Source organism: Sinomonas notoginsengisoli (genome assembly GCF_021554725.1).
In the GTDB taxonomy this organism is placed as follows: domain Bacteria; phylum Actinomycetota; class Actinomycetes; order Actinomycetales; family Micrococcaceae; genus Sinomonas; species Sinomonas notoginsengisoli.
In genome coordinates, this window is sequence record NZ_JAIZDP010000014.1 from 39201 (window position 1) to 64170 (window position 24970).

21 protein-coding genes and 3 pseudogenes are annotated in these 24970 nt (G+C 68.4%); 6 read left to right on the forward strand and 18 right to left on the reverse strand.

The features are described from left to right. Positions 1-150: 150 nt before the first annotated feature. The 3 genes from LF262_RS15720 to LF262_RS15730 all read right to left on the reverse strand — a co-directional run bounded on the left by LF262_RS15720 (position 151) and on the right by LF262_RS15730 (position 3312). Positions 151-1083 carry a hydroxyquinol 1,2-dioxygenase gene (locus LF262_RS15720; RefSeq protein ID WP_235781343.1) on the reverse strand — a complete coding sequence of 311 codons (933 nt, stop codon included), beginning with the start codon at positions 1081-1083 and terminating at the stop codon, positions 151-153. Positions 1084-1135: 52 nt separating this feature from the next. Continuing rightward, positions 1136-2044 (reverse strand): aldo/keto reductase, encoded by a 909-nt coding sequence (locus LF262_RS15725; RefSeq protein ID WP_235781363.1) that lies wholly within the window; start codon positions 2042-2044, stop codon positions 1136-1138. Between the two features lie 155 nt (positions 2045-2199). Next, the gene (locus LF262_RS15730) at positions 2200-3312 is read right to left on the reverse strand and encodes a maleylacetate reductase (protein WP_235781344.1); all 1113 of its coding nucleotides are present in this window, start codon (positions 3310-3312) and stop codon (positions 2200-2202) included. A gap of 529 nt (positions 3313-3841) precedes the next feature. On the opposite strand from LF262_RS15730, the gene LF262_RS15735 reads away from it, so the two are divergent. From LF262_RS15735 to LF262_RS15755, 5 genes are all read left to right on the forward strand, one after another. Continuing rightward, positions 3842-5458, forward strand: a complete 1617-nt coding sequence (locus LF262_RS15735; protein ID WP_235781345.1) for an IclR family transcriptional regulator — start codon at positions 3842-3844, stop codon at positions 5456-5458. Between the two features lie 187 nt (positions 5459-5645). Beyond that, positions 5646-6728 carry a Gfo/Idh/MocA family protein gene (locus tag LF262_RS15740; RefSeq protein WP_235781346.1) on the forward strand — a complete coding sequence of 361 codons (1083 nt, stop codon included), beginning with the start codon at positions 5646-5648 and terminating at the stop codon, positions 6726-6728. Positions 6729-6748: 20 nt separating this feature from the next. After that, a complete protein-coding gene (locus LF262_RS15745) occupies positions 6749-7615 on the forward strand; it encodes a sugar phosphate isomerase/epimerase family protein (protein WP_235781347.1) in 867 nt (288 codons plus the stop codon). An 89-nt stretch (positions 7616-7704) separates the two neighbouring features. After that, positions 7705-8724, forward strand: a complete 1020-nt coding sequence (gene iolG, locus LF262_RS15750; RefSeq protein WP_235781348.1) for an inositol 2-dehydrogenase — start codon at positions 7705-7707, stop codon at positions 8722-8724. 452 nt (positions 8725-9176) lie between these two features. After that, entirely contained in the window at positions 9177-10658 is a 1482-nt protein-coding gene (locus tag LF262_RS15755; RefSeq protein ID WP_235781349.1) for a sugar porter family MFS transporter, read from the forward strand. Positions 10659-10664: 6 nt separating this feature from the next. On the opposite strand, the gene LF262_RS15760 is transcribed toward LF262_RS15755, so the two are convergent. From LF262_RS15760 to LF262_RS15770, 4 genes and pseudogenes are all read right to left on the reverse strand, one after another. Then, on the reverse strand, positions 10665-10994 hold the full coding sequence (locus LF262_RS15760; protein ID WP_235781350.1) for an LLM class oxidoreductase: 330 nt from the start codon (positions 10992-10994) through the stop codon (positions 10665-10667). A 355-nt stretch (positions 10995-11349) separates the two neighbouring features. Beyond that, a pseudogene (locus tag LF262_RS17265) lies at positions 11350-11565 on the reverse strand (GH25 family lysozyme); the annotation flags it as partial. A gap of 244 nt (positions 11566-11809) precedes the next feature. Beyond that, complete coding sequence (locus LF262_RS15765) at positions 11810-12442, reverse strand: hypothetical protein (protein WP_235781351.1); 633 nt, start codon at positions 12440-12442, stop codon at positions 11810-11812. A gap of 188 nt (positions 12443-12630) precedes the next feature. Further along, positions 12631-12933, reverse strand: a complete 303-nt coding sequence (locus LF262_RS15770) for a histone-like nucleoid-structuring protein Lsr2 (RefSeq protein WP_235781352.1) — start codon at positions 12931-12933, stop codon at positions 12631-12633. 514 nt (positions 12934-13447) lie between these two features. Here LF262_RS15770 and LF262_RS15775 point away from each other — a divergent pair. Next, positions 13448-14503 (forward strand): PDDEXK nuclease domain-containing protein, encoded by a 1056-nt coding sequence (locus LF262_RS15775; protein WP_235781353.1) that lies wholly within the window; start codon positions 13448-13450, stop codon positions 14501-14503. 580 nt (positions 14504-15083) lie between these two features. Here the strand turns inward: LF262_RS15775 and LF262_RS15780 are convergent. The 11 genes and pseudogenes from LF262_RS15780 to LF262_RS15825 all read right to left on the reverse strand — a co-directional run. Further along, the gene (locus LF262_RS15780) at positions 15084-16097 is read right to left on the reverse strand and encodes a sugar ABC transporter substrate-binding protein (RefSeq protein WP_235781354.1); all 1014 of its coding nucleotides are present in this window, start codon (positions 16095-16097) and stop codon (positions 15084-15086) included. Between the two features lie 40 nt (positions 16098-16137). Further along, entirely contained in the window at positions 16138-17181 is a 1044-nt protein-coding gene (locus LF262_RS15785) for an ABC transporter permease (RefSeq protein WP_235781355.1), read from the reverse strand. After that, entirely contained in the window at positions 17178-18185 is a 1008-nt protein-coding gene (locus tag LF262_RS17030) for a sugar ABC transporter ATP-binding protein (protein ID WP_308190550.1), read from the reverse strand. The genes LF262_RS15785 and LF262_RS17030 overlap by 4 nt, the downstream gene beginning before the upstream one ends. Positions 18186-18227: 42 nt before the next feature. Continuing rightward, positions 18228-18672: pseudogene (locus tag LF262_RS17190) on the reverse strand (ATP-binding cassette domain-containing protein); the annotation flags it as partial. Next, the gene (locus LF262_RS15800) at positions 18669-19733 is read right to left on the reverse strand and encodes an NAD(P)-dependent alcohol dehydrogenase (RefSeq protein ID WP_235781356.1); all 1065 of its coding nucleotides are present in this window, start codon (positions 19731-19733) and stop codon (positions 18669-18671) included. The pseudogene LF262_RS17190 and the gene LF262_RS15800, both read right to left, overlap by 4 nt. 414 nt (positions 19734-20147) lie before the next feature. Then, positions 20148-21086 (reverse strand): sugar-binding transcriptional regulator, encoded by a 939-nt coding sequence (locus LF262_RS15805; protein ID WP_235781357.1) that lies wholly within the window; start codon positions 21084-21086, stop codon positions 20148-20150. 267 nt (positions 21087-21353) lie between these two features. Continuing rightward, positions 21354-21488 (reverse strand): hypothetical protein, encoded by a 135-nt coding sequence (locus tag LF262_RS17040; RefSeq protein WP_268933963.1) that lies wholly within the window; start codon positions 21486-21488, stop codon positions 21354-21356. 78 nt (positions 21489-21566) lie between these two features. Beyond that, on the reverse strand, positions 21567-22883 hold the full coding sequence (locus LF262_RS15810) for a serine hydrolase domain-containing protein (protein WP_235781358.1): 1317 nt from the start codon (positions 22881-22883) through the stop codon (positions 21567-21569). A gap of 210 nt (positions 22884-23093) precedes the next feature. After that, positions 23094-24329 (reverse strand): annotated as a pseudogene (locus LF262_RS15815) (IS256 family transposase). Further along, positions 24266-24448: a hypothetical protein gene (locus LF262_RS15820; protein WP_235781359.1), complete on the reverse strand. Its 183-nt coding sequence runs from the start codon at positions 24446-24448 to the stop codon at positions 24266-24268. Before LF262_RS15820 ends, LF262_RS15815 begins: the two are co-directional and overlap by 64 nt. A 264-nt stretch (positions 24449-24712) precedes the next feature. Beyond that, positions 24713-24970: ester cyclase (locus tag LF262_RS15825; protein WP_235781360.1), on the reverse strand; the 258-nt coding region annotated here is incomplete at its 5' end.

A 24970-nucleotide genomic window follows, 5' to 3' on the forward strand; every position in this document is an offset into this window, starting at 1 on the left:
GCTGTCCTAAGACGTCCAGCGGACAACAGACGCGGTGATGGCCGACGTGGCCACCCGGCTGTGACCGGATGCGGGGACCGTGAAGCGCGGACGACCCGGCGCGGCGGGCGTGGACCGGCCCTGGCCGTCAAGGGGACCGGGTCTGGTGACCTAGGCCGCTGCCGGGGCGAGGACGATGTCGAACCGCGTCCTGGCCCAGGTGCTGTCGCCAAGATCTCGTCCGTCCGGAGTCGGGGTGCCTGCGGGCTGCTGGACGAAGTCCTTGATGAGCGATTCCTTGACGCCGAAGACGGTGTCGTACTTCAGCAGTTCGTCGCCGCGGACGAAGATGTGCGTGACCAGGGTGCGCAGCCCCGGCTTGGTGACCATGAAGTGCAGGTGGGAGGCGCGCATCGGCGACCGTCCGACCGCGTCCAGCATCTTGCCGACGGGTCCGTCGTGAGGGATCGGGTAGGGCGTGGGAGTCAGTCCCCAGAACCGGTAGTTCCCGTGTTCGTCGCTGAACAGGTGTGCGCGGCCGGAGACGCGGTCGTCGGTGTACTGCACGTCGTAGAAGCCGTCCTCGTCGGCTTCCCACACCTCGATGCGGGCCCCCGGCACGGGGTTGCCGTCGGTGTCGGTCACGGTGCCCTCCACCCAGCAGGGCTGTCCCGGGGCGCCGCCCGCGATGTCTCCGCCATTGGCGATCTCCGGGGCGTCCTCGACGAAGAACGGCCCGAACACCGTGGCCTCTGTGGCGTCGCCGTAGGCCTCGTTGTTGACGTTGATGGTCTGCATCGAGGCTCCGAAGACGTCGGAGAGCAGGATGAACTCCTGGCGCCGGTCGTCGGTGATGTGGCCCACTGCGGTGAGGAACTCGATGGCCTTGTTCCACTCATCCTCGGTCAGCCGCACGTCGCGGATGAAGGCGTGCAGGTGCTTCACGAGCGACTGCATCAGCTGCTTGAGCCGCGGGTCCTCGCAGTTCTCGAAGGATCGCAGCACGTTCTGAACGAGTCGTTCTTCGACGGCCTGCTGGGCTTCGGAAACTGGCTGCGAGCCTTGCGCGCCTCCGGTGTGGGGCACTCGAGTCTGCTCAATCATGGTGGTATTCCTTGCTGTGGCGTGGGAGTCGGTGTCGTTGGGTCCTGCAGGGTCAGGGACGGGATGCGTCATCGAGCTGGCGCATCTGGGCTTCGCTCAACTCAATATCCATCGACTGCAGGAGGGGCGCCAGCTGATTGGCATTCCTGGCGCTGGCGATGGGGGCGACGACACCGGGCTGAGCGGCCAGCCAGGCCAGGGCAACCGCGGCGGGTTCGACGGACTGCTCTGCAGCCACCTGCGTGAGGGCACCCAGGATCGCCTCTCCCCGAGGTGTGAGGTACTTGGAGGCGTCGCCGGCGCGGGGGCTGTCGACCGCCTGGCCCACCGCGTATTTTCCGGTTAGGAATCCGTGGGCGAGGGAGTAGTAGGGCATCACAGCCAGGCCGTGCTCGCGAGCCAGGGGGAGGATGTCGGCCTCGATTTCGCGTTCTGCGAGGCTGTACTGCGGCTCTACAGCGACGGGGGCGTGGAACTGTTCCCGCTCGGTGATCTTCAGCCACTCGCGGATGCGGTCGGCGGAGTAGTTGGAGATGCCGATGGTTCGCACCTTGCCCTGATCGACGAGCTCGGACATCGCGGCGATGCTCTCCTCGAGCGGCGTCTCGGGGTCGTCGAAGTGGGCGTAGTAGACGTCGATGGCATCAACTCCGAGGCGGGTGAGCGAGCCGTCCACGGCCTTGCGGATCGTGGCAGGCGCCATCCCCTGCAGATCAGGGTGGTGGCTGACCTTGGTGGCGATCACGACGTCGTCCCGGGTACCGCGGCTGGCCAGCCACTTGCCGATGACGGACTCGGATTCGCCTCCGGAGTTGCCCGGTGCCCAGAACGAGTACGAGTCTGCGGTGTCCAGGAAGTTGCCGCCCCCGGCGATGTAGGCGTCGAGGATTGTGTGGGACGTCCTGGTATCGGCGGTCCAGCCGAAGACGTTGGTGCCGAGCGCGAGTGGGGACACGTCAATGCCTGGGGTGATGGTTCTATTGGCGGGCAAGGGTCTACCTTCTGGATGGTGTTCGGGGTCGAGGGGTGGCAGAGGCGGCGGGGCCGCGCGGGGAAGGGACCGGAGCCCTTCTCCGCGCGGGACCTGCCGGCCGGCTGCCTGTGGTGGCGGGTGCCTCAGGCGCCCGCTGGTGAGTTCTGCTTCTGTCCGGCCCAGACGGGGTTGGCGCTGGGCCGCTGCCCGCCCCAGGCCGCGTACAGGATGCCCGTGACGTCGTCATAGGCGATGGGCCGGGGGTTGCCGTAGGAGCGGCTGGTCGCCTCTTCGGCGATCCGGGGGATGTCCTCTTCCTTCATGCCGAGTTCGGCCAGGGTGCGCGGGGCGCCGAGCTCCCCGGCGATCTCCCAGAGCCGGTCCGCGGGGTCTTCCACCCCGCCGAGTGCCCGCGACAGGGCAGCGACAGCGTCGGGGACCGCCGGCTGGTTGAAGGCAAGGGCGTGGGGGAGAACGACGGTGTGGGTCTGGGCATGCGGGAGGTTGAGCGTGCCGCCTAGGGCGTGGCACAGCTTGTGGTGCAGCGACATCGTGGTGGCTCCGAGGCAGGCACCGCACAGCCAGGACCCGTACAGGGCGTTGCTGCGGGCCTCGCGGTCGGAGCCGTCGGCGACGATCGCCGGCAGGGCGGTTGCCAAGGCCCTCACGCCCTCCTCTGCCATCAGGGAGATGATCGGCGTGGCGTCGGGGGCGTAGAGCGCCTCCACCGCATGCGCGATGGCGTTGATGCCGCTGGTGACCGACATCGGCACGGGCAGGGTGGCCGTGAGCTGGGGGTCGTACACGACGCTGCGCGGCAGCACTCGCGGATCACGGCCGGTTTCCTTGCGTCCGTCGGTGGTCAGGCCCCACACGGGAGTCATCTCCGAGCCGGCATAGGTGGTGGGGACAGCGACGATGGGGAGCCCGTGCTTGAGTGCGATGGCCTTGCCGAGGCCGATGGCCGAGCCGCCGCCGACGGCTACACAGCCGTCGGCGCCGACACGGGCCGCCTCGTCGCTGGCGCGCTGGGCCACCTCGTTGGGCACGTGCATGACCGCTTCGGCGAGGACGCCGACGCTGCGGTCACCGAGGGCTTCGGCCACCTGCCGGCCTGTGGCCTCCTGCTCAGGGGAACACAGGACCAGAACGCGGCGGAGACCGATCTGGTCGAGTTCCTCGGGGAGCGTCGACAGGGAGCCGGCGCCGAACCGCACGCGCATGGGGAGGGCTTCATAGACGAACTTACGAGTCATGGAATGAGCTTCCTTCTGCAGTTTTTTCTGGTGGTCATCAGGGCAGAGCCGGGGTGGCTCTGCGGTGTGGGGAACGGTCAGGAAAGGACCGGCCGGGGACTTGCGGCGGACGCGGGGCGACCGCTGGGGCCGCGAGACACGCATTCTCACGGCCGCCTGCCCGCGCCGACGGCGCCAGCACAGGAGTGAGGAGGTCGGACCCCTCGGGGACCAATAGCCTGCTGTACACCGTCTTCTCCTTCGAAGCTCGGGGGGTTGACGGGCCGCGCTGGGCTCTTCGGACGCGGTCCGTATGCGCAGTCTGTTGCCTTAATCCTGCCCTACTACCGTAGAATGGACAACATGTTCGCACAGTACCACGGGGTCGCGCCAGAGATGATCCGCGTTACCTCAGGGCCCAGGCCCTGCCCGCCCATCAATCCGGCAGCTCGGCGGCAGGGCAGATGACCGCCGCCACGGCCGGGGCGCCAGCCGCTTCCCCGGCACCCATGGAGCGCCGTCCAGCGTGCGGAGAAGGAGGAGGTGGGCAGTGACGACGATCCAGCTGTTGATGAAGGCCGCCCAAGTGGTCGACGAGCTGGCCCGGCTGGGTCCTTCGACGCCAGCCGAGCTGGCCAAGGCGATCTCTGAGCCCCGGCCGACCGTGTACCGCATCGTTGCGGGGTTGGAGCAGGTCGAGTTGGTCCGGCCGGCCGGCGAGGGCCGGCTCGAGCTCGGAACTGCGCTGCTGAGGCTGGGGGACGCCGCGGTCGATGCCCTGGTGGACCGGGCCGAGCTGCACAGGCAGCTGCAGTGGATCCGGGGACAACTGGGCATCAGCGCGTTCTTCTGCGTGCTTCGTGACGATGGCGCGCTGTGCCTGGACCAGGTCGACGGCGCCGACGTCGACCTCTTCAACGTCAGCCCTGGCGTGGTCCTGCCCCTGCACGCCGGGGCCCCCTCGCACGCCCTGCTTGCCTTCGCACCCGAGGAAACGCGGAGTTCCATGCTCGCCAGGGGGACGTACGAACGGCTCGCATCCGGCACATCCCTGGCTGCCCAAGCACTCGGGGACAGGCTCGCCCAGACGGCCGCGAGGGGCTGGAGCCTCGAGGACAGCTCGATCACCGAGGGCGTGGCGTCGATTGCGATGCCCGTGCGGGACCCCGAGGGGGAGCTGCTGGGGGCGGTTGCCGTGGCGGGGCTACGGGAAGGCGTACTCGGCCAGGAGGCCGAAGCGGTCCGCGCCCTGGACGCTGCTGCCCGAGCGATCGCCGCCTCCGCCAAGGGGACGCGCCCGTCGGGTCGCCTCGGACCGCCCACTCTGGGCGGGGAGCCGGAAGGCCCTCGGCCCCGGGCTGTGATCGCCAAGGCCAGCGCCCTCATGGAGGCCCTGGCTGCGGAACGCATCGCCACCTCCGGGCGCCTCACTGAGCTGCTCGAGGAGCCGGTGACCTCGGTCTACCGCATGCTTGCCACCTTGGCGGAGGCCGGATGGGTTGAGCAGATCGGCCACCGCGGAGCGTACCGCGTCGGCAGCAGGATGCTCGCACTGGCCGGAGAGCTGACCCGTCGCCTCGATGTCCGGAGGGCTGCAGCGCCGATCCTGAGGGAGATCCATCAGGCGACCGGGGAGACGACGTTCCTCTGCATCCGAAGGGGCACCCGTGCGGTGTGCATCGAGCGCATCGACGGGATACGCGTCAACAGCCGCGTGCTGAAGCTGGGGGAGTCCCTCCCCCTGCACGTGGGCGCGGCACCCCGCGCCCTGCTGGCGTTCGAAGAACGCGCCGCCTGGGAGGAATACGCCGCTGTCGTGACGAACAGCGGCGACCCGTGGCGCGACGTGCGCTCACGCTCCGAGTTCTTCGGAGAGCTCGAGGAAATCCGAGCGCAGGGGTTCGTCCGGAGCGACAACGACGTCACCCCGCGCATCGCAGCCGTCGGCGCCCCGATCTTCGACCATCGCGGGCAAGTAGTGGCCTCCCTTTCGGTCAGTGGACTGCGCGAGGGCATTCTCGCCACCCCAGAGGACGGACCCTCCGTGACCGACCGCGTGCTCCAAGGGGCCCGGGCGCTCTCTGCCTACCTCGGGTCGGCCGCCCCCCAGCTGACCTCGGAGGGCGGTGCCCTGGAGGGCCGCGCAGTGTCGCAGCTCATAGTTTGACGTGGCGAGCCCCACGTGACATGCTTTGGACAAGTTGTCCATTACGTGGCACCGCACCCCTCTGGCGCAGATGCCTGAAGTGGAGCAGCGGAGGGCCGACCAGCACAGACAATGTCGAGGCCCCGCCAGCGTGCCGCAAGCCTCATCACTACCGAGCCCGGTGCTCGCAACGACAGGAGACAATCCGATGGAACCGATCGTCGTAGGACTTCTGGGAATCACCCACCCGCACGCCTCTGCCCGGGTGCGCGCGCTTCGCGAGATCGAGGGCGTGGAGGTCGTGGCCGCCGCCGACACGGACCCGCGCCTCACGTACTTCACGGACAAGTACGACATGGAGGCCCGCAGCATCGACGAGGTGCTCCAGGACGACCGCATCAACGCGGTCATGGTGCACTCCAAGAGCAAGGACATGGTCCCGCATGCCGTGCGTGCCCTTGCCGCCGGCAAGTCCGTGGTCGTGGAGAAGCCCGGCGGTGGAACCGTGGAGGACCTCGAGCACCTCGCCGAGGCAGAGGCCAAGGCCGGGCCCGGGCAGGTCGTCCAGGTGGGCTACAACGTGCGTCTGGCCCCGTCCATCACCAGGGCGAAGGAGCTGATCGAAGCCGGGCTGATCGGGGAAGTCGTCTCCGTGTCCGCCCGCGGCGCTGCCCTGGTGGGGGAGCACCGCACCGAGCACCTCAACCAGGCCGCGGACATGGGCGGCGTCCTGTGGATCCTCGGCTGCCACATGCTCGATTCTCTGGTTCGCGTGTTCGGGGCGCCCGAGTCCGTCAACGCGCGCGTGCACAAGTCCGCCAGGCTCTCGGACGAGTCCAGCCGTGAGGACTCCGCGGCCGTCCTGCTCAACTACCCCGACATGTCCGCGACGTTCAGCTTCGACGGACACGATCCTCTGGAGTGGTTCGAAACCTCCCGCATCACCGTGTACGGCACCCGCGGGATGATCGAGGCGGGCGTCCTGCCCCAGACCCTGCGCGTATACGTGGACTCGGACAGGGCCGGATGGCCGGCAGGCTGGACGGAGTGGACCCAGAGCTACTTCACACCGCCATTTGCGCGCACCGAGGCCAACAAGTTCTCCGAGCTCCCCGAGCTTGAGAACATCAGCAACTTCCACACCGAGATGCGCGGATGGGTGGACAGCATCCGCACCGGCGCCCCGGTCGTGGCCCCTGTCTCCGACGCCCTCGCAGTCGCGCGCATCGTCGACGCCTGCTACCGCTCGGAGAAGGAGCAGGGCGCCAGCGTCGAGGTGGGCTCCGCATGAACCAGCAGAACGAGGAACACATGAAGCCCCAATTCATCGCCACCTGCTGGGTCAGCGCTGGCGACGCCGCCCCGATGCGAGGCGACGAGAGCAGCCCGCTCCCCATCGCCGAGCGCATTTCAGCGGTCGCCCAGACAGGGTGGGCCGGCATCGGCCTGGTCCACGCCGACCTGGTGCAGGCACGCGACACCATCGGCTACGACTCGCTCTCCCGGATGATTCGCGAAGCCGGCCTCAGCTTCGTGGAAGTCGAGTTCCTCAACGACTGGTGGACCACCGGCGCGGAGCGGGCAGCCTCCGACGTCATCCGCGCAGACCTGTTCGAGGCGGCCACCGCCCTCGGCGCCCGGCACATCAAGGTCGGGGCGGGCATGACGGACAACCCCCTGCCGCTGTCGACGCTGGCCAGCGCCTTCTCCGACCTCGCCGACCAGGCCGCCGACTCCGGCATCCGCCTGGCTCTGGAGGCAACCCCCTTCTCGCACCTGCGCACCACGCAGGAGGCGGTGGAAGTCGTCAGCAAGTCCGACAGCCCCGCCGCCGGCCTCATGATCGACATCTGGCACACCTATAGGGGCGGGCTCTCCCACGAGGACCTGTACAAGGTCGTGCCGATCGAACGGGTCTACGCCGTCGAGATCGACGATGGCTACCAGCAGGTCGTGGGGACCCTCTTCGAGGACACGATCAACAACCGTGCCTACTGCGGCGAGGGCGACTTCGACACCGCCACCTTCGTCCAGCGCACAGTCGAAGCCGGCTACCGAGGACCGTGGGGCGTGGAGATCATCTCCGCCCAGCACCGCCAGAGGCCGCTCCTCGAAGGCCTGCAGTATGCCTACGACACCGCTATGAGCTGCTTCTCCGGGGCGCTCCAGACAAGCTGAGACAGATCCACCAACAGCTGTCGCACCGGCCTCCTTCGGGAAGTGGTGCCGATTCCCTCCCCATTTTCTCTTCCTCGAAAGGACGAATCATGTCCACCGAACGTCCTCTGCGCCTGGCACTCTTCGGCTCCGGCCGCATCGGCCAGGTCCACGCCCGGAACATGGCCGCCCACCCCGGCATTGAGCTGGCCCTGATCGCGGACCCGTTCATCGACGGTGCCCGCCGCCTCGCCGAGGCGACCGGCGCTCGGGCCGTGCAGGACCCCGAGGAGGTCTTCGCCGAGCCCGGGCTCGACGGGGTCATCATCGGCTCTCCGACCCCCACCCACGTGGACCTCATTTCCCGTTCCGCGGCGCGCGGTCTGGCCGTGCTGTGCGAGAAGCCCATCGACCTGGACATCAACACGGTCCTGGCCTGCCGCGAACAGATCAGGGGCTACACCGTCCCGATCATGCTCGGCTTCAACCGTCGCTTCGATCCCAGCTTCGCCGAGGTGCGCAGCCGCGTCGAGGCGGGCGAGATCGGCCGGCTTGAGCAGGTCACGATCATCAGCCGTGATCCCGCCCCGGCCCCACGCGACTACATCGCCAGCTCTGGAGGAATCTTCCGGGACATGACCATCCATGATCTGGATATGGCGCGGTTCTTCGTTCCGGACATCGTCGAAGTCTCGGCCGTCGGCTCCAACGTCTTCAGCGACGAGATCAAGGAACTCGACGACTTCGACTCGGTCACGGTCACCCTCCGCGGCAGCGGCGGGGAACTGATCACCATCACCAACTCGCGCCACTGCGCGTTCGGCTACGACCAGCGACTTGAGGCATTCGGCGCCACAGGCATGCTCTCCGCAGGGAACGTGACCCCGACCACCGTGCGCAAGTCCGGTGCCGAAGGCACCGAGGAGTCGGCCCCCTACCTGCCGTTCTTCCTTGAGCGCTACGCCCAGGCCTACATGGCGGAACTGGACGCGTTTGCCCACTCGATCCGCACTGGCGCGCCCTGCTCGCCCAGCTTCGAGGACGGCGTCGCCGCTCTGGTCCTCGCCAATGCGGCCGCGGAGTCTGCGCTCACTGGCAAGACTGTGAGTGTCGCCGGCGCGAACGCCTGATCCGAAGAAACGAATCGTGCCCTGAGAGGTCGGCTCGGAGGACCTCTCAGGGCAACGCCACCCCGCGGGCGCCACGCCCCCATTCGGGTTGAAGGAACGCTTCCGCGTGGTGACGAGCGGGGATCGCCTGCAACCCCGGCACCCCATGCCAAGATCCGCCAAGAAATCTGGCGGGACGAGACGATCCTCACCCCACCGCCGGCTTTGGGCCGGCCAGCCGCCCGGGTGCCAGCATCCGGCAGCGCGTCCAAAGACGCCGTGACTGATCTGTGCTGCATCCGCGCCCTTCGTCACCTCTGCCGTGACGCGCGAGGGCCAGCGTGCTCCTCGTTGCCGCCCCTGATGCCGCGCACATAAGAGAACAGCTCCCGGCCTCGCCCTGACGGCAGCGTCCGCCCTGCCGCTCCGCCCCTGCCGGTCCGAGGCCCACATCCCAAGACAAAGGAGTCACCGTGACACACACCGCGAGAGCCGCAGAAGCCGCTCTGCCGAAACTCGAACCGGGACCGCACACCAGGCGCCTCGGGCTCATCTCAGTCGTCGCCTGCCTCGGCGGTCTGCTGTTCGGCTACGACACGGGCGTAGCCAACGGCGCCGAGGGCCCCATGGCCCAAGATCTCGGCCTCGACCTCCTCCAGCTCGGGCTCGTCATCGCATCCCTCTCCTTCGCGGCCGCGGTGGGCGCCTTCGTCGGTGGCAAGGTCTCGGACGCGATCGGACGCCGCAGGGCGATCATCGTGCTCGCCGTCCTGTTCTTCGTCGGAGTGCTCCTGGTTGTCTTCTCGCCTGGCGGCGGCGGCAACTTCTCGCCCGTCGGATTCACCATGCTCCTCGCCGGGCGCATCGTGCTCGGCCTCGCGGTCGGTGGCGCGTCCACCGTGGTGCCCGTGTTCCTCGCCGAGCTGGCCCCATACGAGATCCGCGGCTCGATCACGGGCCGCAACGAACTCGCCATCGTCTCCGGGCAGCTCGCCGCGTTCGTCGTCAACGCCGTCATAGCGACGATCTTCGGCTCCGAGGGCCACGTGTGGCGGTTCATGTTCGCCGTGTGCGCGCTCCCGGCTGCCTTCCTGTTCTTCGGCATGGTGCGGATGCCAGAGTCGCCGCGCTGGCTCGTCGAGAACGGGCGCCCCGAGGAGGGACTGAAGGTCCTTGAGACAGTGCGGTCGGAGGGCCGCGCCAACGCCGAGCTCGAACAGGTCGAGATCATCGCCGAGGAGGAAAGCCAGGCCAAGGTCGGCTTCCGGGCGCTTCTGAGCAACAAGTGGCTAGTGCGGATCGTCGCCGTCGGCGCCGGACTCAGCATGATCCAGCAGCTCACGGGCATCAACTCGATCATGTACTTCGGCGCACGCGTGCTCGAGCAGTCAGGCATGACCGCCGAGCAGGCCGTCCTCGCGAACATCTCCTTCGGCGTCGTCGCAGTGGTAGGCGGCATCATCGCCCTGCGGAACATGGACCGCATCGACCGCCGCAAGACCTTCCTCATCGGCCTCTCCCTCACAACAACCTTCCACCTCCTCGTCGGCGCCGCGTCGATCATGTTCCCCGAGGGCAACCCAGCTCGTCCCTTCGTCGTGCTCGTGCTCGTGGTGGGCTTCGTGTTCTCAATGCAGAGCTTCCTGAACATCGCCGTATGGGTCTGGCTCGCAGAGATCTTCCCCTTGCACATGCGGGGGCTGGGCTTCGGCATCGCGGCCCTCTGCGGCTGGGCCATGGGCGGGGTGCTCGCGCTGTTCGTCCCGACGCTGATCTCCTCCATCGGAATCACGGGAACGTTCTTCATGTTCGCCGTCATCGGCGTGGGAGCCGTCCTGTTCGTGTGGCGGCTCGTGCCCGAGACGCGAGGTCGGTCGCTCGAGGCGCTCGAGATGGACGTCACCACCGGTGCGATCAACACCATCACCAGGGGCCAGCGGACCCACGCGTCCTGATGGGCGCTAGCTGAGCTCGGGAACGCTCAACGAAGGCCCAAGGGACCGCTGCCTCCTGATGCTGTCGTCGACACCGAGCGCTTCGTACTCGCGCAGGCGCGCGATGACCTCGTCGGGTGTTCCGATCATCGCCGTCCTGTGCAGGGATTCCGGCTCGAACTCCGGCCGCCCTTCGAACGTCGACTCGCGGTTGAGTTCGAGGAATCCGTTCAGCGGGGTGGTCTTGTTGCCGAACGATGCATCGAAGGTGCGGTAGTAGCGGTTGATGGCCTCGGCCGCGGGGCGCCACCCGTCCGGGTCCTCTGCAGAATGGACGTGGGTGTGGCGCAGCACCATGAGCTCGGGGCGGGGACGTCTGGGTGGTTGTCCGATAGCCGTCGGGCGTCTCCGGCGACCACAGGCGCACCCAGAGGGTGCCGTCCCCCAGCTGGTAGACCATGTCCAGGACCCCGTCCTGGTTCCAGTCGACGAAGTAGGACGCGGCAACGTTCTGCCAGGAGGCCCACCACTCCTGGTGGGGCGGTGCTGTCCCGCCGTGTCCGTCGGGAGGGTGGTCGAAGAGGTGCCCCGCGGTGTCCGCCACGAGCAGGTCCCCGACCGAGACAGGGGCCTTGACCGGTCCATCGCCGCCGGCGAAGCACCTCAGGGAGTCGTAGCTGCCACTCCACTTGTCCGAGCCGCCAGCGAATGGCCCGGCGCTGCTGTACTGCCAGAAGGAGTACGACTGCCGGCCCGCCCGCAGGGTGCCCGGGCCAGCCCTGTCGCGCGCGGTGATCCACAGCGGGTTCTCGCGGAACGCTGCGCTGTTGCCCGTGCAGGCGCTCCACCACTCGGATCCTGAACGGATGGCAGGCGGGCGGCCGATGCGCTGCTGCACTTCGCGTGAGAAGTCCTGGATCCAAGCCATACAGGAGGCCGCTCACGGAGATGAGCGTGCCGAAGGCGGCCAAGGACCCCTTGCGCTCGAACCGGCCAACTGGCCAGCTGGCTGTCCCCTCCACGCCGATCGGCCGGACCAGGTCACGTGCCACTCGGATGCGCAGCAGGGGCTTCTTCGCCGCGTCCGCCGGCCATGCAGAAGCGTTACGGCCCCGCCGCCTCAGGTAAACCTGGGGAGGCGGAGCCGCCGGTGTGGGCTCGCCTGCAGGTGGTCAGCCCTGAGTGGTGCCGCTGGGCGCGCTCGACGGAGCCGTCCCGTCGTGCCCGTGGCGTCCGCCGCCCTGGCCGAAGCCGGAATCGGCGGTGGCCGAGGTGTAGTCGGCGCTCACCTCGTACTTGGTCCTTGTGCTTCCCGACGTCACGACGACGTCGAACGAGCCGTCCGCGTCCTTCCAGGAGTCCTCGACGGTGGCGTTGGCGTCCTTGGCCTTGATCGCGGCGGTTGCCTTGGCGAGCTCATCGCTGGAGAGAGGAGTCCGCTGGCCACCTCCTCGGCCGGCATGGTCATCGGCCGTGACGGTCTGGTAGTCCGCGCCGACCTCGTAGCGGACAGTGGAACCGTTGGACGTCGCGGTGGCGTCGAAGGAGCCATCGGTGTCCTTCTCGACCTGGGTGACCTTGGCATTGGCGTCCTTGGCCGCGACCGCGGCCGTGACCTTGGCCGTCTCGTCCGCTGAGGCGGCCGTGTGCTGGCCCCCTAGCTGCGCGCCGGCGCTGGACGTGCCCGAAGTAGCGGAGGGGTTCGGGGTGGTCGCCGCGTTGGCGACGGCCGCCCCGCCTCCGATGAGGGCGGCCGCAGCGACCGCGGATGCGGCCGCGTAGCGCATGCGTCGGGTGACTCTCATGGCGTTCTCCTGTCGGTTGGCGGTCCGGCGAATTTCGCCGCACCGTTCTTCCCACAGTCCGGCCCGAACCTGTCGCTGCCCTGTGGTCCAGCCCTGACCGGATTGAGAACTTCCTTCCCCCGGACGACATTCGGCGCTGGGGGAGGACGCTGGGGGAGTGCTGCTCTTCGGAAGTGGGGGCACCGGCCCTAACCGGCAGCCGCCATGTACTGGTCGACGACGGCCTGGGGGATGCGGCCGCGGGGGTTGACGGCGATTCCCTGGGCCGCGGCCCACTCGCGGATGACCCGCTGCTGGGGCTTCAGGACGGTCCGGCGCGCCCGGGGCGCCGAGGCCGTGCGGGCCGCCGAGGTGAACTCGGCAAGGGCCTCCCGCAGGCGGGCAGCGTTGAACGCGCTGAGGTCGATCTCGTAGCGCGTCCCGTCGAGCGCGAAGCGGACGGTTTCCGCGGCAGGCTCGCCGTCGATGTCGTCGACGAGCTGGGTGATCACTGTCCTTGCCCCATGGCCGTGAACCTATCAGCTTGTGAAGAGGCATGGACGGAAGACGTTCAGAACAGCGTCGGCGGCTCCGTGCCATCCGTTGCAGTCCTGACGGCCCAGGGCTCGCCGAGCTCCGCCAGAGCGTCCTCGATGGAGGTCTGGCCCTCGAGTTCCTCCGCCACGGCCATGCCATGACCGTAGACGCCTCCGGAACCCGGATCGCTCAGACACGCAGGCGGCCGCAGTTCCCGGGAGGGCCGCGACGGAGGTCTGAGGCCGCCAGGGAGGGGGCCGAGTCGTGTGGGGACCAAGTCGGCGTCCGCGCGGCTGATGGCTGATCATGGTCGGCCACACCGGTGACGCGCTGAAGTCGGCACGGAGCCCGCCACTGCAGCCGAATGCTGCCTCGGCCGTTCGGGATGCTGGGCGAGGGGTTGGAACGGACCGGTTTCCCGGCAGGTGTCCAGACAGTGTCTGGACACTCTGCGGCACTACTTGTGCCCGGCGCTCTAGGCTGGGCTCCATGGTGCAGCTCGAAACGGACCTCCCTAGCGGCTACGCCGAGGCCCTTGCCTCGGTCAAGGAACAGGTCCGGGAGGCCCAGCACCGTGCGCTTCGGATCGTGAACGCGGCGATGATCGAGCTCTACTGGAATATCGGCCGCACCATCCTGGACCGGCAGGCGTCCGAGCCCTGGGGGAACAGGGTCATCGACCGGTTCGCCCAAGACCTCAGGGCCGAGTTCCCCAACGTGAAGGGCTTCTCCCGGACCAACGTCTACAGCATGCGGGCCTTCGCCGCCGCGTGGGCCGGGCCGGAGCCAATTGTCCAGACAGTGTCTGGACGAATCAGCTGGAGCCACAACGTCGTGCTCCTGAACAAGCTCGACGACCAGGAGCTCCGCCGGTGGTACGCGGCCAAGGCTGTCCAGCATGGCTGGTCGGTGGCCGTGCTCGAGCACCACATCAAGACCGCCCTGCACACCCGGGCCGGGGCCGCGCCGAACAATCTCGAGGCCCGCCTGCCGGGGGAGGGGACGGACCTGGCACGGGAGGTCGCGAAGGACCCGCTGGTGCTGGACTTCCTCGGCCTGACCGAGGAGGCGGACGAGCTTGCCATGGAGGAGGCCATGACGCTGCGGATGTCGCAGACGCTGGCCGAGTTCGGGCCGGGGTTCGCGTTCGTCGGACGGCAGTACCGGCTCAGCATCGAAGGGGACGAGGACTATTTCATCGACCTGCTCCTGTTCCATATCCCTTCCAGCCGCTATGTCGTGGTGGAGCTGAAGTCGAAGAGGTTCCGTCCTGAGCATCTGGGGCAGCTGAACTTCTACGTCGCGGCAGTCGACGGGATGCTCCGCCTGCCCCAGCACGCCCCGACCGTGGGGATCCTGGTCTGCGGGTTTAAGAACGACCAGACCGTCCGGTACGCACTCGACGCCTCCGCCGCACCGGTCGCCGTCACGGCCTACACCTACGAGACCCTTCCGCCGCAGGAGAAGGCCACGCTGCCCTCTCCGGAGGCAATCACGGCCGCCCTCGAGCAGGGCACTGTGCCAGCGTCCGGAGAAGCAGAATGAGCATGCCTCCGGCCGCCGACATCGCTGCCCCCAGAGCCAGTTGAGGCCCCGGCAGCGAGGGCCCCGGAGGGACAGCGGGGAGCAGACAGGTCAGATGGGACAGTCAGCCAGACGTCCCCGGCCGAGAGGCGCAGCACCTGCTCCGGGGCTGTCTGCTCGCTCCCCCCGCACCATCAGGTACGCAGCGGCGGAGCCTGCTGTCGTCGGCGTCCGGATCCTCCTGGTCCGGGAACAGGGGGGCATCCTCTCCGGGGCGGCCGAGTTGACGATGATCTCCGTTGACCGTCCCCTCGCTTCGTCTGTGCGCGGCCGTGGACGCACGTACTCGCGCAGGCGGACAGGACGGCTCTGCTTGCTGGAGCCGTGGCCGGGTCTGGGACTGTCAGTGGCGGCGCTGGCCGTGGCCGTGGCCGCCGAGGAGCTGGCGGGCCGTCCGCTCGCCCCGGCGCCCCGGTTGGCACGCCCGTGGTGCATATTGATGAATCCGGTGTGAGGGCAGGGAAGCCCCGGACCCTGTGCGGGTCCGGGGCCTTTGTGCGCTCGAGTGGGAGCGGAAGGAAGGGACTGGTTTCGCCCTGTGCTAGCCCTTGATGAGTCCTGCGTCCTTGTAGAGCTTGACGTACTGGTCGGCGGTGTCCTTGGTGATGAGGGGGTTGCCGATGTCGACGTTGACGCTCTTCTGGGCGCCGCTGAGGAGGTCGTGGACGGACTTCATGTTCAGCTGGGCCAGTTCCTTGGCGTTCTGCAGCGAGGTCGCGGTCATCTGGCCGTTCTGGATGGCCAAGGTAGCTTCCGGGGTCCCGTCGACGCCGAAGGCGAGGATCTTCGCGAAGGCGGGCTTGCCCTTGACTGCCTCGAGCGCGCCGGTGGCCATGTTGTCGTTCATGGAGACGATCGCGTCGATCTTGGGGTTGGCGAGGGACCAGTCCTCCATGAGCCGGAGGGCTTCGTCCTTGCTCCAGTTGGCGATGTTCTCGGCGACGATCTTCACGTCGGGTCGCTTGGCGAAGAACTCGTCCTGCCAGGCCTTGCGGCGCTGTTCGCTGTGGAAGTTGCCGCCGGGGCCGTTGAGCACGACGACATTGGCGTTCTGGGAGATCTTGTCCAGGGCGTACTTGGCGACGACTCCGCCCTGGTCGTAGGGCTTGGCGTCGACGGAGTTGGCGCCGTCGATGCCCTGCACGCGGGGGTTCGTCGTGATGGTGACGATGCCCTTCTGGACGGCCTGCTCGATGTAGGGCCGCTGGGCCTCGCCGTTGTTGGCCTGGACGATGATGGCGTCGTAGTTGTTGGCCACGGCGTTCTCGATCGCCTTGTTCTCGACCTCGTCGTCGGCCTGGCCGTCGAAGACGTCGAGGCTGATGTCCTTGTAGTTGGCTGCGGCCTCGGCCTTCATCTCGTTCGCGAGCCACGCGGCGAAGGAGTCGACCTGGGCGCGGGCGGTGTAGGCGACGCGGTAGTGGTCCTTGGCCTGGCGGTCTGACGCGTTCTGGGCGGTCTGGTTCCCGACGGTGACGGAGCAGGCGGCCATGGAGAGGGCGGCGGCTGCTGCGGCGCCGGCGGCGAGGACGCGCTGGGCGAGCTTCTTCTTCACTGGTTTCCTTCGTGGGAGGAGGGGAGGGGAGGGGGGTGGGTCAGAGGGCGGAGCGGGTGCCGGCGGGGGAGGTTTCCGGGGCCGTTCCGGGCGATGCGGTCGGGGGCTCTTCCTTGCGGGACTTGAGGATCACGGTCTTGGCCTTGCCGCGCTTGCTCCAGACGTCGTAGGCCACGGCGACGGCGATGATGACGCCCATGACGATCTGCTGGATGTAGGAGCCGACGCCGGTGAGGTTCATGATGTTGCCAAGGAGGCCGACGATGAGGGCCCCGGCGAGGGTGCCGGCGGTGGTTCCGACGCCGCCGGAGAAGCTGGTGCCGCCGATGATGGGGGCGGTGATGGCCTGGAGCTCGTAGCCGACGCCGGCGTTGGGCAGGCCGGCGTTGACGCGGGACATGAAGATCACGCCTGCGATGCCGACGAGGAGCCCGTTGACGATGTACGCGTTGTACTTCACGCGCTCGACGGCGATGCCTGCGGCGCGGGCGGCTTCCTCGTTGCCGCCGACGGCGTAGACGGAGCGGCCGTAGCGGGTCTGGTTCATGAGGTACCAGATGAGGACGGTGATGGCGATGAGGAAGATGGTGGGGATGGGCATCCAGCCGTAGTTGCCCTGGCCGAAGATGACGAAGTCGCCGAGCTGGAGGACGTTCTGGCCGTTGGTGAGCTGGAGGACGGCGCCGCGGGCGACCATCATCATGCCGAGGGTGACGATGAACGCCGGGGTCTTCAGTGTTGCGACGAGGAAGGCGTTGATGCGGTTGCAGGCGATCCCGACGAGGATGCCGACGACGAGGGCCAGGAGCAGGCTCTTGGTGTCCTTGTACACCAGGACCGAGACGACGCCGGCCAGTGCCATGACGGCGCCGGCGGAGAGGTCGATCATGCCGCCGATGATCAGTGTCATGGCCCCGCAGGCGAGGATCGTGATGACGGCGACCTGGCGCAGCACGTTCAGGAGGTTGTCCCCGCTGAGGAAGTTGGGGCTGAGGAAGCTCGCGGCGATGAACACGACGGCGAGGATGATGAATATGGAGTAGCGGCTTACTTCGAAGCCCTTCAGCTTGGACAGCATTGTCATGCCACCTCGATCTCGTTCATGGCGTACTGGAGGATGGTTTCCTGGGAGAACTGCTCCCGTGTCAGCTCTGCGGTGACCCGGCCGGCGGACATCACGTAGATGCGGTCGCACATGCCGATCAGCTCGGGGAGCTCGGAGGAGATCATGAGGATGCCCCGGCCTTGGCGGGCGAGCTCGGTCATGATCTTGTAGATCTCGAATTTCGCCCCGATGTCGATCCCGCGGGTGGGCTCGTCCAGGAGCATCACCTTGGGGTCGGCGATCAGCCAGCGGGCGAGCAGGACCTTCTGCTGGTTGCCGCCGCTGAGCGACTCGATCTTCGTCTCGGTGCTGGGCGCCTTGACGTTCATCTTCCGGAAGTACTCCTTGACGAGCTTCTCTTCCTTCCGAGTACGGGCCCGCCCGCCGTAGACGACCTGCTTGAGGCTGGCGAGGGTGGCGTTCTTCTTGATGCTGAGCTTGGGGATGATGCCCACGAGGCGGCGGTCCTCGGAGAGCATCGCGACGCCGTTGGCCAGGGCGGCCTTCGGGCTCGTGAGCTTCACGGGTTTGCCCTCGACCTCGATCTCGCCGGCGTCGAGCGGGTCCAGGCCGAAGACGGAGCGGATGACCTCGCTGCGTCCGGCACCGATCAGGCCGGCGAATCCGACGATTTCCCCGGCGCGGATCTCGAAGCTGACGTCCTCGAACATCTTCTCTGCCGCCAGGCCGGTGGCCTTGAACACGGTGGGGCCGATCTCGACGTGCTCCTTGGGGTACTGCTGGTGGTTCAGGTCGCGGCCGACCATCTGGGCGATGACCTGGCTGGAGGTGATCTCGGAGGCCGGCTGGGAGCTGACGACGGTGCCGTCACGCAGGACGGTGATGTCGTCGGCGAGCTCGAAGACCTCGTCCATCTTGTGGGAGATGTAGATGACGGACTTGCCGGCGGCGCGCAGGGCGCGGATCTTGGCGAAGAGGGACTCGACCTCGCGGTGGGCGATGGCCGAGGTCGGCTCGTCCATGATGAGGATGTCGGCGCTGTGGTAGACCGAGCGCAGGATCTCCAGTGTCTGCACCTCGGAGACGGTGAGGCTGCCCAGGCGCCGGTTGACGGAGTAGTCCAGGCCCTCCTCGCGCAGGATGCGGGTGGCCTCCCTGCGGATGTAGGGCCAGTCGACGCGGCCCAGCCTGTGGGGCAGCCGTCCCATGAAGAAGCTCTCGGCGATCGTCATGTTCGGCACGTAGTTCAGTTCCTGGGCGATCATCGCGATCCCGTGGGCGCGGGCCTCGATCGGGTTCTTGATCCGCAGTTCCTCGCCCTTGACCAGGACGGCGCCGGCGTCGGGCTGGTAGATGCCGTTAATTCATCAGGGTGGACTTGCCGGCGCCGTTCTCGCCGCACAGGGCGTGGACGGTGCCGGGGCGGACGTCGAAGGAGACGTTGTCGAGGGCCTTGACGCCGGGGAAGGACTTGGCGATGCCGCGCACGGACAGCAGGGCCTCGGTCATGACGCTGCCCCCTTCGCGGCCGCGGCCGGGTCCTCGACGCGGCTCACCCCGGGCAGGACGACGCGCTTGAGGCTGTCCTTCGCGCCCTCGCCGGTCGGGGCCTGCTCCGCCTGCTCGAGGCCGTAGACGTGGGTGACCAGGGAGTCGAGCTCGACCTTGCCGGAGAGCAGCAGCTCGCGGGCGATCGGCCACGTGTTGGTGTAGCGGAAGGTCCCGGTGACGTTGATCTCGCGCATGGCGATCTCGGGCACCGAGAGCGGGATGACGTCGGCGCTGCCGACCAGGACCACGGTGCCGCCGGCGCGCACGGAGCGGATGCCGTTCAGGATCGCGGGAGTGGCGCCGGAGGCGTCGATGAACACGTGCGCGCGCAGATCCTCGGTCGATTCCGCGGCCGGGTCGACGACCCGGGCTCCGTACCTGGCCGCAAGCGCCCGCCGCGCGGGGCTAATGTCGGCGACGACGACGTCCGCTGCCCCGAACGCGCGGGCGACCTGGGCGGCGATGACGCCGATCGGTCCGCCGCCGGCGATCAGGACCGTGTCGCCGATGCCGATGCGGCCCTTCTGGGCGGCGGCGATTCCGACGGAGAGAGGCTCCATCAGGGCCGCGGCGTGGTCGCTGATCTTGTCCGGGACGTCGAAGGCGAAGTCGTCCTGGATCGTGACGTACTCGCAGAAGGCGCCGTCGATCGGCGGGGTGGCGTAGAACTCCATCTTCGGGCACAGGTTGTACGCCCCCGAGCGGCAGTACTCGCAGGTCCGGCAGGGCCTCTGCGGCTCCACTGCCACCCGACTGCCGACGCGGGCCGGGTCTACGTCGGCGCCGACGCCGACGATCACGCCGCTGAGCTCGTGGCCGAGGACCAGAGGCGCCTCGACGACGAAGGGGCCGATGCTGCCGTGCTCGTAGTAGTGCACGTCCGAGCCGCACACGCCGACGCTGCTGACCTTGACCAGGACCTCGTCCGGGGCGCACTTGGGCACCGGGCGCTCCTCGAGCGCGACGTCGCGGACGCCGCGAAGGACACTGGCCCTCATCGTCGAAGGAATCTCGCTCACCTTGTCTACTTCCTCTCCATCCGCCGCCGCGCGGGGCAACGACCCAAGACTGATGTTCACCGCAGGGCACGAACCTTGCGCCGGGCGCCGGGGTGTGCGCACCGTTCCATTACCCGTTGCGGCCGACGGCCCGGGCGGTTGCGAGGACGGCTGCGATGGACGGGGAGGCTTCAATCGCCTGCCTGCGCCGCGGTGCGCTCATCGTCAGACCTTCCTCTTGACTGTGGCATCGGCCACAGCATCAAGTATTGGAAGGAGGAAGCTCATATGGCAAACAGTTTGCTCAAACGAGCATCACGCTCAAATGAGATCAGCTTCGCAAGCGCTGCCGGAAGCAGCAGCGGCGGGCCCCACTCGTGGGGCCCGCCGCTCCTGTGCAGGGGGCAGGGCTTGGCAATGGCGCCGTCGTGGCGCTCAGGGCAGGCGCAGGAGTGCCCGGGCCAGCGAGCGGTCGGTGACCAGGGTCGTGCCCAGCCCCGCCCTGATGGCGGCGCGGATGGCGTTGGCCTTCGTGGCGCCGGCGGCGATGAGGATGAGCTCCGGGATGCGCTTCATGCCCTCGTAGCCGAGCGCCGTCGTCCGGTCGTCGATGTCGGTGACCACGGAACCGTCCTTGCGGATGAGGGTTGCGAGGATCTCGGCCGCGACGCCGCGCTTCGCCAGCTGCCCGCGGAGGTCCGCGGGGAGCGCGTCGCGCATCTGGGACTCCGGCGGGTCCCAGCTGCCTACCGCCACCGCGGCGATCGTGATCGACTCGAAGAGGCGCATCGCGGCTTCGACGCCGGGCTGGCTCCTCAGCCCGGCCGCCGTCGCGGCGTCGGGCACGACGAGGGGGACGAAGAACGGGTACGCCCGGCCGCCGCCGACCTCGCTGACGCGCCGGACGAGCTCGAGGGAGTTCTCGCTCACCGACCCCGCCATCCCGCCCAGCTGGACCACCGGGCAGGGGGCCAGATGGGTCAGCTCCCTGGCCATCGCGCTCATGGTGCGGCCCCATCCGATCCCCAATACGTCGCGATCGGTGACCAGCTCGCTGAGGACGCTGGCCGCTGCCGCGCCCACGCGCCGGCGCAGGCGGGCCGGATCCGACTCGTCCTCGGGCGCGTCCACGACGACGACCTGGCGGAACCCGAACCGCTTCCGGACCATCTCCGAGAGCTCGGCGTTCTGCGCGAGGGGCGCCGTGATGGTGAACCGCACGATCTTCTCCTCGACGGCGATCTCCAGGAGCCGGGCGACCTTGAACCGGGAGATGCCCAGGTCGGCGGCGATCTTCACCTTCGATTCGCCGTCGATGTAGTACCGCTGGGCGACGGTCGCTGCGAGGATCCCCTCACCGGAGCTGACAGGCATGCCCTCCTCCTTCCAGGCTGGAGTCAACTTTGCCAAGCTGCTGCGCTCATCTGAGCAGCGCGCTCAAACGAGATAAGTGATTGTCATATGAGCCTCAAGTTCCAATACTAGGACGTGCGGCGCCGGCACGGCCCGGACCGGACGGAAACCGGCAGGCGCCCGGCAGAAGGTTCATTCGGCGGCCGACCACCAAAGGGCTGTCCGATGGGGGCGGTGCTGGGGCAGATTTATCGTTGCCAGCGGCGGCGGTGCGGAGGCATGATGCGTTCATGAGCGCTGTTCTGGATGGGCCGTGAGCAGCACGGCGAGCAGCGTCCCCGCGGCCAGCATGGCGAGCAGGGACCGCCGGAACGAGAGCACCAGCGGAGTCCGCCGCACGCCCGAGTGCATGCTGCTGATCATATGCGGGCCGCCTTCCGCCCGGAATGCACGCTGCCGCGTTGCGATCGCCGGGCGTACGGAGAGGCGCTCCAGGCCTGCTCAGGACTTCGGGTTGGGCTTGAACTCGTGCCCGAGTGCGGCGGAGAGCGAGACGAAGATCCGGCCGGCCGGATCCATGCAGGGCAGCTGCTTCGGGTTGCCGGGCAGGGTGGGCGACTGGGTGCAGTCCCCCGAGGGGATGTCGCTGTTGACCATGACGGCCACCGTCGTGTCCGAGCGCGTGTCGTAGTAGAGCGCCGCGTTGAAGCCCGGGATCTCGCCTGTGTGCCCGAACCAGCCGTCGATGCACCCCACGGCGAGGCCGTACCCGGCGGGGCCCGGGATCGAGGCGAACCTCGCCGTCTGGGTCTTCTCGTCGAGCAGGCCCTGCCCGGTGCCGAGCGCCCGCCCGTACGTCACCAGGTCGGACGCCGTTGACGTCAGCGCGCCGGCAGACCAGCCCCAGGACGGATTCCAGGCGGTGGCGTCCTGCGGCGTCGTCTGCCCGTCCGGAAGCCCCTGGAGGGTGAGGCCCGACGGGTGGGGAGAGGGCAGCGCGCCATCGGGCCCGGGCATCGAGGTACCGGTGAGGTGGAGCGGGTCGATGATCCGCGCCTTGACGGCGTCCGCGTACGAGGTGCCCGTGAGCTTCTCGATGAGGCGGCCGAGGATGAGGGTGTTGGTGTTGGAGTAGTCGAACTTGGCGCCGGGCTCGAACGGCCGGGGGAGCGCGAGGCCGATCGCGATGAGGTCGTCCGGGTTCCACTGCTTGGTCGGATTCGTGAAGATCTCATGCTGGAACGTCTCGTCGAGGGAATAGCTCGCGATCCCGCTCGTCATGTTCATCAGCATCGCGACCGTCACATCGTTGCCCCGGGCGATCTGTGGGAAGTACGTGCCGATCGGGTCGTCGAGGGCGAGCCTGCCCTCCTGGACCAGCTGGAGGACGAGCGTTCCCGTGAACGTCTTCGTCACGGAGCCGATGCGCGAGTACATGCCGTCCGTCATCGGCGTCTTCATAGCCTGGTCAGCGAGGCCGAGGGCCTTGATCCAGGTGCCTCGCGGGCTGCGCACCGCCACGATCGCCCCTGCGGTGGACGCATTGGCGAGCCCGTCCCCGGCGGCCTTCTCAAGCGTGGCGGCGGTCGCCGCGGGCATCGTCCCGGTCGCCGCGGCGGGCAGCTTCCGGCCGATCACCCCCGCCGGGTCGGCCACGCACGCCCCGCCGGCGCTGGCTGCGGACGTTGCCGGTACTGCCGCCGCCGATCCAGACGCCCCGTTGTCGGAGCTGGGGGGCTGCGCCGGGGAGCAGCCGCCCATCGCCAGCGCCAACGCCACAGCTGATGCGCCCGCGAGCCAACCTCGTCCCATGGTCATGCCTTCCCCCTGCGTCGTGTGCGGGTCGCGGCGCGCCCACGGCCCATTCTGCCGGAATCGGGGTGCGGCGACCTAGACCGTCCGTGGAGTCGATCGTCGGACGTGACCGTCTTGCCCTACCAGTCGATAAGTTCCTTGGATCACGTGGGTCATCGCGGCAGTGGTGGCGGCCGTCGGGATCAAGCCGGCCACCCCGCCGAGGCGGGACTGTCAATTTTTCGGTGTAGGTGGGTTGTGATTGTCGGGTCTGCGGCGGGCTGCGGAGAGCCGGCCGTCGAAGGTGATGTCGAAGGCTTTCAGGCCTGCTTCCATCTCTGGGTCCATCTGGCCCGGCCCTTCCCTGTGGGGTCCAGGGCCATCACGGCGAGGTAGACGCACTTGAGCGCGGCCTGCTCGTTGGGGAAGTGGACCACGGGCCTTGACGGCCTTGCGGATCCGGGCGTTGACGGACTCGATCGCGTTTGTCGTGCGCACGATCCGGCGGATCTCCCGGTCGAACTGCAGGAACGGGACGAACTCGGCCCAGGCATTCTCCCACAGCCGCGCGATCGCCGGGTACTTGGACCCCCATTGCTCGTCGAACTCCAGGAAGCGCTCCTCGGCCTGCTCCACGGTCGCGGCCTGGTAGACGGGCCTGAGGCCCCGGGAGATCGCGTCCCAGTCCTGCCGGGCCGCGTAGCGGAAGCTGTTGCGCATCAGGTGCACGATGCAGGTCTGCACGATCGTGGCCGGCCACACGTTGCCCACCGCGTCGGGCAGCCCCTTCAGGCCGTCGCAGACGAGCATCAGGACGTCCTCGACACCGCGGTTGCGGATCTCGGCCAGGACCTGCTGCCAGTACTTCGCACCCTCGCCGCCGTCCCCTGCCCACAGGCCCAGGATGTCGCGGTTGCCCTCGGTGGTGACGGCCAGGGCGATGTAGATGGGCCGGTTGGCGACCTGCCCGTCGCGGACCTTCACGTGGATGCAGTCCACGAACACGACCGGGTAGACCGGGTCCAGGGGCCGGTTCTGCCATTCGGCCATCCCGTCCAGGACCTTGTCGGTGATCGTGGAGATCGTCGTCTTGTACACCTCCGAGCCGTAGACGTCGGCCAGGTGCGCGGAGATGTCCCCATGAGTCATCCCCCGGGCCGAGAGCGAGAGGACGATGTCCTCGATCGAGCCCAGACGCCGCTGCCGCTTGGCCACGGCCACGGGCTCGAAGGTCCCCGCCCGGTCCCTCGGCAGGTCGATCTGCAGCGGGCCGGCCTTGGTCAGCACCGTCTTGGACCGGACCCCGTTCCGGGCGTTCCCGCCCGGCTCCTCGGTGCGCTCGTGCTTCCCGTAGCCCAGGTGCGCGGTCAGCTCGCCCTCCAGGGCGGACTCGACCACGAGCTTCGTCAGCTGGGCCAGCAGCCCGCCCTCGCCGTCGATCGCGAGCCCCTGCCGCTGCGCATCGCCCACAAGCTCGCGATCAGCGCCCGGTCCACGACCGCCGGGGCAGGCCGCTCGGCGTCGCCGCCGTCGGCCACGTCCTGTTCCTCCACGACCGACTCGGCGGCCGGCTCAACGTCAACGCTCATCGGGTACCTCCTGTGTCAGAGTTACACCGTTGAAAGTACAGTCCGACCCGACGGCAACGTCCGAGACATGGGGGAGAGACCGGGGGGAACGGGGCCCCGAATGCCCCCACGTCACCGTCACGCCGCTTCGCGGAGCCATCCGCAACAACCTCATTGACCTCGAAGAGGCCTACGGGACAGTCCTGGTCGACGTCGGCGGACACGACTCCCAGGAGTCCCTGAGGCGACACGGCAGAAAGCCGAGCAGAAGCAGGGCCGATCGCTTCAGTCCGGACCCGCGGTGAGGCCCATCTGCGTCATGAAGTCGGCCATGTTCGCGTAGCTTCGGTCATCGACGATGAGGCCCTGGGAGTCGACCTCCAGGAAGCCCGCCTCCACAAAGCGGATCCGGCTCCCGTTCCCTGGCACTTGCCCGTTCGGAGTCGGCATCGAACCCGTGAAGGTCCCCACGACGGTCGCCTCGAATGCAGCGCGGTTGCCGTCTTCCAGCATCCAACCGACCTCGTGTCGGAAGTCGGGCAA